25 protein-coding genes are annotated in these 12,316 nt (G+C 29.1%); 23 read left to right on the top strand and 2 right to left on the bottom strand.

Annotated features, from left to right (window positions below; genetic code table 11):
* Window positions 1-17 precede the first annotated feature (17 nt).
* From JNUCC81_RS11500 to JNUCC81_RS11445, 12 genes are all read left to right on the top strand, one after another.
* A complete protein-coding gene (locus tag JNUCC81_RS11500) occupies window positions 18-596 on the top strand; it encodes a sigma-70 family RNA polymerase sigma factor (RefSeq protein WP_454093598.1) in 579 nt (192 codons plus the stop codon).
* Window positions 597-723: 127 nt separating this feature from the next.
* On the top strand, window positions 724-1,281 hold the full coding sequence (locus JNUCC81_RS11495) for a BC1881 family protein (protein ID WP_454093597.1): 558 nt from the start codon (window positions 724-726) through the stop codon (window positions 1,279-1,281).
* A gap of 108 nt (window positions 1,282-1,389) precedes the next feature.
* Window positions 1,390-2,001: a DUF5662 family protein gene (locus JNUCC81_RS11490; RefSeq protein WP_454093596.1), complete on the top strand. Its 612-nt coding sequence runs from the start codon at window positions 1,390-1,392 to the stop codon at window positions 1,999-2,001.
* Between the two features lie 26 nt (window positions 2,002-2,027).
* Entirely contained in the window at window positions 2,028-2,435 is a 408-nt protein-coding gene (locus tag JNUCC81_RS11485; protein WP_454093595.1) for a hypothetical protein, read from the top strand.
* Between the two features lie 21 nt (window positions 2,436-2,456).
* Window positions 2,457-2,759: a hypothetical protein gene (locus JNUCC81_RS11480; RefSeq protein ID WP_454093594.1), complete on the top strand. Its 303-nt coding sequence runs from the start codon at window positions 2,457-2,459 to the stop codon at window positions 2,757-2,759.
* Between the two features lie 12 nt (window positions 2,760-2,771).
* Window positions 2,772-2,978: a hypothetical protein gene (locus tag JNUCC81_RS11475; RefSeq protein WP_454093593.1), complete on the top strand. Its 207-nt coding sequence runs from the start codon at window positions 2,772-2,774 to the stop codon at window positions 2,976-2,978.
* 28 nt (window positions 2,979-3,006) lie between these two features.
* The gene (locus JNUCC81_RS11470; protein ID WP_454093592.1) at window positions 3,007-3,255 is read left to right on the top strand and encodes a hypothetical protein; all 249 of its coding nucleotides are present in this window, start codon (window positions 3,007-3,009) and stop codon (window positions 3,253-3,255) included.
* Between the two features lie 32 nt (window positions 3,256-3,287).
* Complete coding sequence (locus tag JNUCC81_RS11465; RefSeq protein ID WP_454093591.1) at window positions 3,288-3,623, top strand: hypothetical protein; 336 nt, start codon at window positions 3,288-3,290, stop codon at window positions 3,621-3,623.
* 13 nt (window positions 3,624-3,636) lie between these two features.
* Window positions 3,637-3,837, top strand: a complete 201-nt coding sequence (locus JNUCC81_RS11460) for a hypothetical protein (RefSeq protein ID WP_454093590.1) — start codon at window positions 3,637-3,639, stop codon at window positions 3,835-3,837.
* A gap of 27 nt (window positions 3,838-3,864) precedes the next feature.
* Window positions 3,865-4,029, top strand: a complete 165-nt coding sequence (locus tag JNUCC81_RS11455) for a hypothetical protein (RefSeq protein WP_454093589.1) — start codon at window positions 3,865-3,867, stop codon at window positions 4,027-4,029.
* Window positions 4,030-4,051: 22 nt separating this feature from the next.
* Window positions 4,052-4,255, top strand: a complete 204-nt coding sequence (locus JNUCC81_RS11450) for a hypothetical protein (protein WP_454093588.1) — start codon at window positions 4,052-4,054, stop codon at window positions 4,253-4,255.
* A 34-nt stretch (window positions 4,256-4,289) separates the two neighbouring features.
* Window positions 4,290-4,478 (top strand): DUF7167 family protein, encoded by a 189-nt coding sequence (locus JNUCC81_RS11445; protein ID WP_454093587.1) that lies wholly within the window; start codon window positions 4,290-4,292, stop codon window positions 4,476-4,478.
* A 129-nt stretch (window positions 4,479-4,607) separates the two neighbouring features.
* Here the strand turns inward: JNUCC81_RS11445 and JNUCC81_RS11440 are convergent, their stop codons facing one another.
* The gene (locus tag JNUCC81_RS11440; RefSeq protein ID WP_454093586.1) at window positions 4,608-4,946 is read right to left on the bottom strand and encodes a hypothetical protein; all 339 of its coding nucleotides are present in this window, start codon (window positions 4,944-4,946) and stop codon (window positions 4,608-4,610) included.
* A gap of 62 nt (window positions 4,947-5,008) precedes the next feature.
* On the opposite strand from JNUCC81_RS11440, the gene JNUCC81_RS11435 reads away from it, so the two are divergent.
* From JNUCC81_RS11435 to JNUCC81_RS11420, 4 genes are all read left to right on the top strand, one after another.
* Complete coding sequence (locus JNUCC81_RS11435; protein ID WP_454096395.1) at window positions 5,009-5,224, top strand: helix-turn-helix domain-containing protein; 216 nt, start codon at window positions 5,009-5,011, stop codon at window positions 5,222-5,224.
* A gap of 230 nt (window positions 5,225-5,454) precedes the next feature.
* Window positions 5,455-5,859, top strand: a complete 405-nt coding sequence (locus JNUCC81_RS11430) for a RusA family crossover junction endodeoxyribonuclease (RefSeq protein ID WP_454093585.1) — start codon at window positions 5,455-5,457, stop codon at window positions 5,857-5,859.
* Between the two features lie 16 nt (window positions 5,860-5,875).
* Window positions 5,876-6,346, top strand: coding sequence for a hypothetical protein (locus tag JNUCC81_RS11425; RefSeq protein ID WP_454093584.1), 471 nt, complete (start codon window positions 5,876-5,878; stop codon window positions 6,344-6,346).
* 258 nt (window positions 6,347-6,604) lie between these two features.
* Window positions 6,605-6,748, top strand: a complete 144-nt coding sequence (locus tag JNUCC81_RS11420; RefSeq protein WP_454093583.1) for a hypothetical protein — start codon at window positions 6,605-6,607, stop codon at window positions 6,746-6,748.
* Window positions 6,749-6,765: 17 nt separating this feature from the next.
* Here JNUCC81_RS11420 and JNUCC81_RS11415 read toward each other — a convergent pair whose 3' ends face one another.
* Entirely contained in the window at window positions 6,766-6,891 is a 126-nt protein-coding gene (locus tag JNUCC81_RS11415; protein WP_454093582.1) for a hypothetical protein, read from the bottom strand.
* 63 nt (window positions 6,892-6,954) lie between these two features.
* On the opposite strand from JNUCC81_RS11415, the gene JNUCC81_RS11410 reads away from it, so the two are divergent.
* The 7 genes from JNUCC81_RS11410 (at window position 6,955) to JNUCC81_RS11380 (ending at window position 12,285) form a co-directional block, all read left to right on the top strand.
* A complete protein-coding gene (locus JNUCC81_RS11410) occupies window positions 6,955-7,251 on the top strand; it encodes a hypothetical protein (protein WP_454093581.1) in 297 nt (98 codons plus the stop codon).
* Between the two features lie 67 nt (window positions 7,252-7,318).
* Entirely contained in the window at window positions 7,319-7,603 is a 285-nt protein-coding gene (locus tag JNUCC81_RS11405; protein ID WP_454093580.1) for a YjcQ family protein, read from the top strand.
* A gap of 56 nt (window positions 7,604-7,659) precedes the next feature.
* Window positions 7,660-8,370: a phage terminase small subunit gene (terS, locus tag JNUCC81_RS11400; protein WP_454093579.1), complete on the top strand. Its 711-nt coding sequence runs from the start codon at window positions 7,660-7,662 to the stop codon at window positions 8,368-8,370.
* Entirely contained in the window at window positions 8,357-9,628 is a 1,272-nt protein-coding gene (locus JNUCC81_RS11395) for a PBSX family phage terminase large subunit (protein ID WP_454093578.1), read from the top strand. Before terS ends, JNUCC81_RS11395 begins: the two co-directional genes overlap by 14 nt.
* 11 nt (window positions 9,629-9,639) lie before the next feature.
* Complete coding sequence (locus tag JNUCC81_RS11390; RefSeq protein ID WP_454093577.1) at window positions 9,640-11,064, top strand: phage portal protein; 1,425 nt, start codon at window positions 9,640-9,642, stop codon at window positions 11,062-11,064.
* Window positions 11,057-11,350 carry a DUF2829 domain-containing protein gene (locus JNUCC81_RS11385; RefSeq protein ID WP_454093576.1) on the top strand — a complete coding sequence of 98 codons (294 nt, stop codon included), beginning with the start codon at window positions 11,057-11,059 and terminating at the stop codon, window positions 11,348-11,350. Before JNUCC81_RS11390 ends, JNUCC81_RS11385 begins: the two co-directional genes overlap by 8 nt.
* The gene (locus JNUCC81_RS11380) at window positions 11,350-12,285 is read left to right on the top strand and encodes a hypothetical protein (RefSeq protein ID WP_454093575.1); all 936 of its coding nucleotides are present in this window, start codon (window positions 11,350-11,352) and stop codon (window positions 12,283-12,285) included. Before JNUCC81_RS11385 ends, JNUCC81_RS11380 begins: the two co-directional genes overlap by 1 nt.
* The last annotated feature ends 31 nt before the right edge of the window (window positions 12,286-12,316 follow it).

Here is a 12,316-nt window from a genome sequence, read left to right as displayed (position 1 = left end):
GAATGGGGAGAAATAAAATGAGAACTAAAGAAGAAATAGATAGATTAGTTGAGGAAAATATTAAACTTGTAAATTATGTAATAAATAGATACTATAAGCAATTTAAATCAATATATCCATACTTAGTTGATGATTTATACCAAGAAGGATGCATAGGGCTATTTAAAGCAGCTAAAAATCATGATGAAAGCAAAGGTGCATTTTCTACTATAGCTACACTTTATATAAAAAGTTATATGCATAATTTTGCAACAAGATATGTTAATAAGCATTATAGCAATAATACATGTAATTTTGAAAAGACAATTTATAATAATGGAGATTCTAATGAATTAACACTATTAGATATGATATCAATTAATGATGAAATCAAAGATGATAGAATTGACTTAATAAATATAAGAGCTAATAATTCTAGTATTAAATATATTAATACTATAGTTAAAATGACAGAGAGAGGATATTCTCAAAGGGAAATTGGTGAAGTTATAGGGATACCTCAAAGTAATGTTTCAAGAAGATTAAAATCATTGGGAGAAGAGATTTTAGTAATTGATAAATTAATGGAGATTTTATACAAAAATAAAGTTAGTTAGATTAGAATGATTAAATTAACAGGAGAGTAGGCAAAGATCATATTACTAATCTAAATGCCTATTCTCAAATAATAATCAATAGCAAAGTAAAGTTGGATTTTAAACGAAGAAAATGGAGGATGAAAGTATGAAGAAAGTATTTTTAGGTGGTACATGTAATGAAAGTAAGTGGAGAGAATTTTTAATTCCATTATTAAAAATAGATTATTTCAATCCAGTTGTTGAAGATTGGACAGAAGAATGCATGAAAGAGGAAATAAGACAAAGAGAGATATGTGATTATTGCTTATATGTAATAACTCCAAGAATGACTGGGGTATATTCAATAGCTGAAGTTATTGACGATAGCAATAAAAGACCAGACAAAACAGTATTTTGTTTATTAGCATATGAACAAAATGGTGATACATGGGAACATGGTAAATGGAGATCACTTAACCAAGTAGGTAAAATGGTTAAAAGAAATGGTGGTAAGTATTTTAGTGACTTGAATGATGTTGCAGAATACTTAAATTATAAGAAAATGGAGGATGAAAGTATGAAAGATTTAAGAGAAATAACAACTAAGGAATTAGTTAGAGAGTTAGAAAATAGAGAAGGAGTAGAAATTAAAAGAGTAGACCCTTACCAATATGAAACAATAAATGTCAATGGGTCTTGCATTGTTATAACTGTTATAGATTAACCTATATGGTCATAGTAGTAAAAGTCTTTTACTACTATTGATTAAAAATGAAGTAGTTCAAAAAATAACCTGGGGCTTCATGCTCCAGGAGATATAGGAGGAGATAATATGAAAACAAATTATTTTGGATACTTGACATATGTATTAGAACATAAGAAGAATGTGTTTAAAACTTGTTGGAAAAGAGGATTATACTTACATGCATTTACTCATGATTTAAGTAAATTTAGACCTAGTGAGTTTGTACCATATGCTAAATGGTTCTATGGGAAAGAAGGGAAAGAATTAGAATCATTTATAAAAAAATGGGATAACAAAATAGAAGATGTAGATTTTGATAAACTTAAAGAAAGAAATAGAAGATGTAAAGTATATTTTAAGTACGCATGGTGTGATCATTACGAAAGAAATAAACATCATTGGAATCATTGGTTTAACCCGATAACAAATAAATGTAAAAGGATGCCATATAAATACATAATGCAAATGATATGTGATTGGGAAGCAATGGCATTAAAGTTTGGAGATACAGCGCAACAATTCTATATGAATAACTACGATAAAATAGAGTTATCAGTAGAGAGTAGATGCGATTTAGAGTTTGAATTAGGTTTAATACCAGGAGAATTATTATGTAGTAATGTTACTTGGAAACAAGCATGTGAAAGCTGGAAGGTTACGATGGAAGAAGATCTAAAAAGACTTGGATATATAAAGTAAAAGATGGGTTTTAATTGGAGGGAAATATGAAAATAGATTTATTAAGTTTAGATAATGTAAAACAAGCTTTTGCAGTGGCCAATAATGCTATTTATTTTGCAGATAAAAGTGACTACAAGTCGGCATTATATGAAGTATGTAAAACTTTAAACCCTATAATAGATAATGAATTAATAGGTTCTAAATATATAGAAGAAGATGTTAAAGAACTTGAAGAACAAAGTAAAACTTATGAATATCTAGTTGTATATGAAATGGCTAATATAAGAGGAAGATGTAAAGTAGATAGAACTAAATTATTAGATAGTTTTAAAGAACTAGAAGAGTTAGAAGAATATTTAAGGGGAAGTAATGCAGTTGCACCAGACATACCAAATGATATAAAAAGTAAATTATTAGTCATGGATTTTAAATTACTTAGAACTATAGATTAGAAGTGAAAAGAGGAGTTTCAAATGCAGAAATCAGAGCAATTAAAACTTCTAGGAAATATTATAGAATTTCCTAAGAATAAAGAATTTAGAAATAAAGAAATGCAAGATAAGTTTTATGTTGCAACAGAACTACTAAAAAGAATAATAGAACATGGGCATGAGTTTAATATAACAGTTACGAGAGAAGCAGCATCAGAGGTATTTGAAGGGAAAAATGGTGAAATAAAAGACTTATTAGTCATAAGCACTAGTAAAGATTTTGAAAGAGAGATTAAGTATAAAGACAAATGTTATTTTTATGTAACAGGTGATGAGTTTAAGTAGGTGATGGAGATTATGGAAAATAGTTATCTATGTTCAAATTGTAAAAGAAAAATAGAAGGCAAAGAAATAGAGTTTTATCCAGTACTAGAAACGTCAGGAGCATATATTCCAACTTGTAGTATTGAATGTGCTGAGATTATTAAACAAGAAAATATAGAGTATGGAAAGAAGTGGCTGGATGATGTTAGAAATCAGAAATTAGAAAAAGAAAAGTGGTAATTAAATAAGGTTTTTAAAGGGTGAGATTATGGATTACATAAAAGTAGTATTAGAAAAAATAGTAGTTGAAGATAAAGACCAAGTACTAGAATATCAAAAAACTGGTGAGGATTTCAAATATCATCCTCATTGGAAATGTTTTAAATGTCATAGACAATTCTACTTATTAGAAAATTATAAGAAAAGAAGTACTACTTGCCCTCATTGCGGGACTAAACATTACACAAAAATTTATAAGAATGGGAAATGGTCACAAAGGTTAGTTAGTAACAAATAAAATCAGTATTTAGTTAGATGGAGGAGATTGTTATGGAGATAGAAAAAATAAAAGTTTATAAAATATATGATAGTGAGTTTATAGCATCAAAATGGAGTCTTGAAGATACTAAAAAATGGTATGAAGAAGAGTATGGATTTGAAGATGTTGATATAGAAGAAGTGTCCGTTAAAGGTGGTATGTGGATACATGCAGATGAAAATGCAATTAAACAATTGGGGGATTTAGATGAGCTAAATACTAAAGAGTATATTGGTAGTATACAATGGAGTTTTGGACAGGTTTGGAAATGTATAACTATGGAAGAACAAATAGTAAAAAATGGTGACTTTGAAAAACCTTATTTATTATGTAGTACAGAACTTTAGAGGTGGTGTATATATGAGTGATAGAGAGAAATTAGAAAATCTAAAAGCAATGCTAGATACATTAATAGTTACTTGTAAAAACGAAATGTCAATAACAAATAAACTCTTAACTAAAACTAATAATACTAGAGAAAAGAGCAAGTTACAAAAAGAGCTAGCATTTTGGCAAGGTAAATTAGAAGTAGCCAAGTATGCAAGACATTTTGCAGAATAAAAAACATATTTTAGAGGTGGATATTAGATGGATAACTTGATTTTTGGGCTTATTATTATAGTCTTATTAACTATTGTACTTACACCTATAGTGAATTTATATAGAGCTTTAAATACAACGTTAGAAGAAATAACTATTAGGAAGAAAATAAGACTTAAAGAGTATAAACAAATACATAAAGATTTATTTTAGGTAATGAAAGGGAGAATTTAGTATGACGAATGCTGATAAAATCAGAAGTATGACGGATGAAGAATTAGCAGAATGGATAGATAAAACAAACAATCAGGATAGAGAGGATTGGGATAGCATAGGGTGTTACAATTGTGTTTATTATGGTACACATCACTATCCAAAAGATTGCGGAGATTGTAGATGGAAGTTAGGAATATTGAATTGGCTTAAAGCTGAAGCGTAATGCAAATAAAACAATAATTTAAGGAGGGTTAGCTATGAAGATAGAATTAAGTGCAAGTTTATTGGGATTTAGCGTAGGTGGATATAATTACACTACTGAAATAGAAATAAGTGATGAAGATACAAAAGGAATGACTGAAGAGCAAAAGGAAAAATATATTGAAAAACAAGTTTATGATTATTTAATGGATACTTTGGATTGGGGCTATGAAATAAAGGATTAGAAAATAAAACGATGATTTAATGATGGGAGGATATTATGAACGATAGAATAAAAAGTTTAATTAAAAAGAAACCAATAATAGTATCAATCACATTGAGTGTACTGGTTTCAATTTTAACAAGTATGTCGGTTATTTTGTTATCCAAAGTGTTAGAAAACTAGTTACAATAGATGTCAAAAATGCAACTAAAACAGGAACATAGACAGACTGGATTTTAAACTTTCTATCTTCACTTTTTTTATTTTCTAGATATTGAATACCTTTTAGTGTAATTCTATATTTTGTCCTAAGAGAGACTGTACAATCTTCTCTTTCTTCCTGTGATAGAAAAGGATCACTTTTTTCTATTAGATTTTCATTCAAAAGGTATGAAATTCTTCCAGAAAAACCTTCTAAGCAGAGTCCTCTAACAAGGACATAAAATTGATCGTAGTTAAGAGAATCATGATCTTTTAATAGGCTTAGCATTGTAAAAGATTTTTTATCCAAAATAAATTCTCCTTTCGTATTAATAAAATTAGAGTATATAAATTATAGCAGAAAGAGTAGTAAAAAGTGAGCATAAGCGACAAAAAAATCAAATAATTAAAGAAAAAAATATAAGTGTACATAAGTTAGCAAAAGATACAGGAGTACATCATAGTGGAATATATAGGATTTTAAATAATGAAAATAAGAATCCAGGTATTTATACAATAAAGAAGATAGCAGATGAATTAGGAATTAGTATAGAAAGTTTATTATGATAATAAAACAACGATTTTCTATCCAAAAAGCAAAACCAGCTAACATTATAAGTTAGCTGGAACAATTAGATGCGCAAAATAATTATAGACGGTTTTGAAATTGAAGATATATGTATTATAGCCATCTTTACAAAAATGATTCATATTATAATGATTTAAATATAAAACAATTATTGTTATCTAAATATGTTGATAATGATTACTAAAGGATAATACAAGGGAGATAAAAAATGAAAGTTGATTTTACGATAGAGGGAGAACCAGTAGGGAAAGATAGACCTAGATTTAATACAAATACAGGAAGAGCTTACACTACAGATAAAACTAGGATGTATGAGGACTATATAAAACTATTATATAGGTCACAAGTTAAGCACTTTTTTGACAGTTATGTAAGATTGAGTATTAAAGCATATTATTCAATAGCTAAAAGCGATTCTAAGAAGAAAAAACAAGATAAATTATTAAATATATTAAGACCAAGTAAAAAGCCGGATGGAGACAATATATTAAAATTAATAGCAGATAGCTTAAATACAATAGCATATAAAGATGATGCTCAAGTTGTAGAAATGAATGTAGAAAAATACTTTAGTGATAATCCAAGAGTAGAAGTAACCATAGAAGAAATATAATTTTAGGGGTGAGATTATGAGTTTAGACAAGAAAAAATTATTTAGAGAAGTAGAAGGGAAACTACATAATTATAAATACTTAGAGATGCAAATAAATAATCTAGAGTTAGATATAAAAAAAGAAAAGAATGACTATAGGGGATGTGGAGCTATAAGCTATGATGAAAGAACAGGCGTAACTTATAACATAAATAGATCAGTTGAGAATGAAGTTATAGCAAAAGAAAAAAGAGTAGGAAAGTTAATGCAAACCAAGTTAAATAAAGAAATTGAGAAAATGAAAATAGAAAATGCTTTAACAAGTTTAGATACTAATGAAACAAATTTTTTCGATTTATTTTATAATTCTAAGAGTAAAAATAATATGAAATACATAAGTATGAAATTACATATGGATAGAAGTCATTGTTATACAGTAAGGAAGAGAATCGTATATAAAATAATGGGCATGATGTACCCAGATTATAGTGATTTGCCATTATTTTAGAATAAACCAACACTTTAACTACACTTTGTCTACAAAATAAAGATTTTTAAGGTGAAAATATGTGTTTTAATAGTATTATAGAAATACTCCCCATAACCTTTATAGATATATTTAGACCAGGATTCCCCTTTCTGGTCAATATGTAAGTAGTAGTATTGGTAGGTGCAACTCCTACAACTTACACCAATAGCAGTTTTCCTTCCAAGGAGCTTAGTATTTAATTACTAGGCTCTTTTAATTTTCACAGGAGATGATAACTTGAAGAAGAAAGTTTATAAGGATTTTGATGAAGTAGTGAAACCTACTAGAGTACCTAAAAAGCTTTGGTTATATGAAGATGAAATGAAAAAGAAACCTAAAAAGTGGGATGAATGTAATAAAAAAGATAAATCTAAGAGGTAGATCTATCTTTTTTATTACTATTTCTTTGGAGTATGTCTCTTATGAGGAGAGACTTTAGTTCCATCTTTCTTAGTATGACCACTTACTTTTACAGTCATAGGACCTTTTCTGGCTGGTTTTTCTGAGCACTTACCTTTAGCCATAGCATCACATCCTTTGTTAGAATTTGTTGTAGCTAATAAAATTATAGCACTAGGAGGTATATTATGGTAATAAAAGATAAAATAAAAATAGGTTCTATGGAATATGATGTTATTAAAACAGACCAAGCAATATTATTAGATAATAAAGTATGCAATGGAATTATAGACTATGAAGATTTAGTTATAAAAATAAGTACTGATAGGTCTATACAAAGACAGGAAGAAACCTTTGTGCATGAAGTTTTACATGGGATTATAAGAGATAGAAATTTGATTCTCGAAGACGAAGAAATGATAGTTGATGAAATAAGCAAAGGGTTGTATCAAGTTATAAAAGATAATCCTGAAATATTTAGATAAATAATAAGAAAAAAGAAGGAAAACATCGAATTAAGTAGAATTATTTACTTGAAAGTGAGGTGTTTTTATGAATAAGAAAAAGTTTAGATATGCAATATTGAAAGAAATTGAAAAAGGAAATTTGCGCTTTGATGAAACAATATTTGAAGTAGATGAAGAAATATTCGATGATAATGTTAATTTTCTAAAAAGAGAAGGATATATAGATGGGGTTAGATACTATGATAATAGACCTCATTTTGATGGATGCGTTTATTTAACTGAAAAAGGAGAACAATTTTTAGAAGAAAATAGTTCTTGGAGTAAGTTTTATAAAGGTGTAAAAGAATTTAAAAGTTGGATACTTGGATAAGAACTCTCTAGTAGGGTTCTTTTTTTATTCCCAAAACGAATAAGCGAGGTGGTGATATGGCTAGGGTAAGAAGTCCAAATAGAGATAAAGCTTTTGAAATATATAAAGAGCATAGCGGAATTATTGCAAATAGAGAGATTGCTAAAATTTTAGATATATCAGAAAAGACTGTATCAGGTTGGAAAGTTAAAGATAAATGGAATGAAGAATTAAATGGAGTACTCCAAAAAGAAATACGGAGTACTCCAAAAGAAAAACGTAACAAAGGTGGTCAGCCTAAAAATAAAAATGCTGAGAAGTTTGGATTTTTCTCTAAGTATCTACCGGAAGAAACTCTAGAACTTATGGAAACTATAACTGAGAAAAGCCAGTTAGATATATTATGGGAGCAAATTACAATACAGTATGCAGCTATAATAAGAGCACAGAAAATTATGTATGTTGAGTCTAAGGAAGAAATGATAAAAGAGCTTAAAAAAGAAGAGTATACAGCAGATGGTGATTCTAAATTAGAATATGAGTTCCAATTCTCGTGGGATAGACAATCAACCTTCTTAAATGCTCAAAGTAGAGCTATGGGAGAGTTGAGAGGTTTAATTAAACAATATGATTCTATGGTTAATGCTAATTTAGAATTAGTAACTGAGGAACAAAGACTAAGAATAGACAAGCTTAGAGCTGAGGTTAAAAAGCTTAGTGGAGATAATAAAGACAACAATATAACTATAAAAGTAATAAGGGCGAGTGAGCAAAATGGAAGAAGTTAGTTTTGCTGTAAATGACCATTTTGAGGATTTTATCTTTAATTGGGACTATAAAGATTATTTCTTAGTCGGTGGATATGGTAGCAGTAAAAGCTATCATGTTGCTACTAAAATATTACTTAAGCTTCAACAAGAAAAGAGAAAATGCTTAGTTGTAAGGGAAGTATATGACACTATAAGAGATTCTTGTTATTCACTATTTGAAGACATAGTTGCAGTTATGGGATTAGAGGATGAAATAAGGTTTAAAAGTTCTCCTATGAAAATATTATTTCCTAATGGCTCACAAATAATTTTCAAGGGTCTTGATAAACCAGCTAAGCTTAAATCTATAAATGGTGTATCTATAGTTTGGCTAGAAGAATGTAGCGAATGTAAATATACGGCATTTAAAGAACTAAGGGGGCGTCTAAGACATTTAACAGATACTAACCATATAATATGTTCTACTAATCCAGTAGAAAAAGCTAATTGGACATATTCACATTATTTTATAGATGAAGAAAATGACAACATTGTTTTGAGTGATGATGAACTATATGACAAAAGAGTGGTTATAACTAATAATACATATTATCATCATAGTACTTGTGATGATAATTTCTATTTACCGCAAGACTATATAGAAGAACTTGAAAAGATGAAAGCATATGATAGTGACTTGTATAGAGTTGCTAGGCTTGGTAGATATGGTGTTAATGGTACAAGAGTGTTACCACAGTTTAAAGTTATGCCTGATGAATGGGTACAACAACAAATAGGCGGAATATCTGAACGGTGGTATAGGTATGGTATGGACTTTGGTTTTGAAACTTCATATAATGCGTTGATAAGTATGGTTATAGATGATGTTAACAAAGACTTATATATATTTAACCAATATTATAAAAATAAAATGACAGATGATAAAACAGCAATTGAGATAGCAGATTATAAAGGCAAGCTAATAACTGCTGATTGTGCAGAGCCAAAGACAATTAGATATTATCAACAGCAAGGGTTTAAAATGAGAAAGTGTAAGAAGTTTGCGGGAAGCAGACTTCAAAATACAAAGAAAATAAAAAGATTTAGAAACATTTATTGCTCTGATGCTTGTAAGGATGTAGTGAAAGAGCTTAAAAACTTAACTTATGCAACAGATGCAAAAGGAAATATAATCTATGATGAATTTAATATAGATCCTCATAGTTTTAGTGCTATTTGGTATGGCTTAGATGATTATGAAGTTGCAGACTTAAAAAGAACATTTAACAGTAGATAGGAGGTGTTAACTTGATAAACAATATAATAAATGCTGAACTTGGTGGACTTTATGGCTCAGAGGTTATAAAAGAAATAAATGAAATTATAAGGCTTTATGATATATATGAAGGACCAGGGCAAGATTGGGCAAGTGATGAAACTGACTATGTACCAACTAAAAAGAAAACTAACTATATTAAGAAGTTGATAAAAGAAGAAGCTAGATTCTTATTTGGTAAAACACCTACATTTACTGTTCAAGTTGAAGATGATACATTGAAGGATCAAGCAGAAGAAATTAATAAATATATTAAAAAGCTTCTTAAAACTAATTTACTTAGTGAGAAATTAATAAAAGGTGCTAGAGATTGTTTTATAGGTAAAAGAATAGCTATAAAGCTTCATGCAGATACAATTACTAAGAATATAAGAGTTATGTTTATACCTAGTTTAGAGTTTGTATATGAACCATTTGAAGATAAGGCAGATGAACTTAAAAAGATAATATTTTTCCATCAGCTAAATGCTGAAAAAGAAAAGCAGAATCAGAGGATTTGGAAGCAGAAATATAAAATGGTAGATAATAAATGCATACTTAATGAAGCTATCTATGATGGATATGGAAACATAGTTGATATACTGGCTGATAATATTGACTTAAAACTTTCTGGAATACCAGCATATGTTATCTTAAATGATGGCCTAAGTGGTGATTTAAAAGGTGAGAGTGATGTTGAAGAGATACTTGATAATGGAATAGCTTATAATAAATTAGCTAGTGAAGATATAGATGCTCTTAAAAAAGGTATGAATAGAATTATCTATGGTACAGATGTAGATCCAGATGCATCTGAACATTTTAAATTAAAACCAGGAGCCTATTGGGATGTTGCTACAGACAAAACGGCGAGTGAAGGAAAACAAGCTCAGATAGGAACTGTTGAAACTGATTTTAACTATAATGAGCGTATGGAAAATACACTTAATAGAATTAAATCAGATATGCATGAGGTTTTAAATATACCTATGATAAATAATCAAGACTTAAAAGGTATGATGACATCTGGTAAATCAATGAAGGCCTTATATTGGCAATTGATTAGTAGGTGTGAGGAAAAAATGAAAGCTTGGGGTCCTGCATTAGAGTGGATGATAAAAGCTATTCTTGAAATGACAGAAGTTTATAAGATAGCTACATTACCGAAGATAGAAAACTTTGATGTAGTTGTAGAAAATCAATATCCATTACAAGAAGATGAAGATAATGAAATGACATTAGATATGCAGCAAGTTAATTCTCAAGTTATGAGTAGAAAGTCATATATGAAGAAATGGGCTAATGCTACTGATGAAATAGCTGATGAAGAATTAAAGCAAATACAACTAGAAAAACAATTATTAGAAGATAGTTTTAGTCAATTTGAAACTAATATAGGTGGTGATGATGATGAATAAAGAAATATCAATGACAGTAAATGTAGAAGTAGATATGTGTTTTAATTTTGGTATAGCTTTGGAGTATATTAAAAAAGGGTATAAAGTAGCTAGAAAAGGTTGGAATGGTAAAGGTATATTTATAGAATTACAAAGACCTAATGAACATAGTAAAATGACACATCCTTATATATACATAGATACAACTGGTTTACAAACAAATAATCTAGATGCGCCTAAGGATAGAGTGCCTTGGTTGGCTTCTCAAACTGATATGTTAGCAGAGGATTGGCAAGTGACTAAGTAATGGCAAGTAAAGACTACTTAAGGTTATGTGAAGAAGCTCAAAGAAAGAAACTTAACCTAGCTAAGAAGCAGGAACAACAGATAAAACAAATATACAATGATATGTATAAGAATTTATCTAAGAAACTTAATAAAGTTAATCCAGACAGCTTAACTAAAAGATACTTGGAAGAGTTGCAGAAGGAATTAGCTAAAGAGATTAGGATCATCCATAATAAAGTTGAAAAAGTTATAAAAAAGAATACAGAAAAAACAACGAACCTAGCTAACAATGTACAGCTAGATTTTTTTATGCAAATAAACGAGCAGTATAGCTTAAATATGAAAGATACTTTTTCTAGTATGTTTTCTAAAATACCTAAAGCTGCTATGGATGAAATATTACATGGAACAGCTTACAAAGACCGTAAAGGCTTATCTGAAAGGATATGGCAATATACTAAGACGTTTGATAAAGACATAGATTATATAATTACAGAAGGTATCGCTAATAAGAAAACTGCTTATGAAATAACTAAAGATTTAGAGATATATGTTAATCCTAATGCTAGTAAGCCTTGGGATTGGTCGAATGTATATCCTAATTCAAGTAAAAAAGTAGACTACAATGCTCAAAGATTAGCTAGAACAGCTGTTAATCACGCTTTCCAACAATCACAAAAAAGAAGTTGCGAAAAGAATCCTTATGTTACAGGAATAAGGTGGGTAAGTGCTGGTATTCATGGAAGAACATGTCCTGTATGTAGTGATAGAGACGGACAACTATTTAAAGTAAATGAAGTACCATTAGATCATCCAAACGGATTATGTACAACTATTCCAGAAATACCTATGAGTTTTGATGAAATAGGAACAGAGCTTAGATATTGGATAGATGGAGAATTAAACAGTAAGCTAGATAGTTGGTTTAGTGAATATGGAGATGAATTTATATAAAAAGCACTTAATTTAGACTATTAAGTGCTTT

The organism is Faecalimicrobium sp. JNUCC 81 (assembly GCF_053667625.1).
This window is presented reverse-complemented; position numbering and strand designations above follow the sequence as displayed.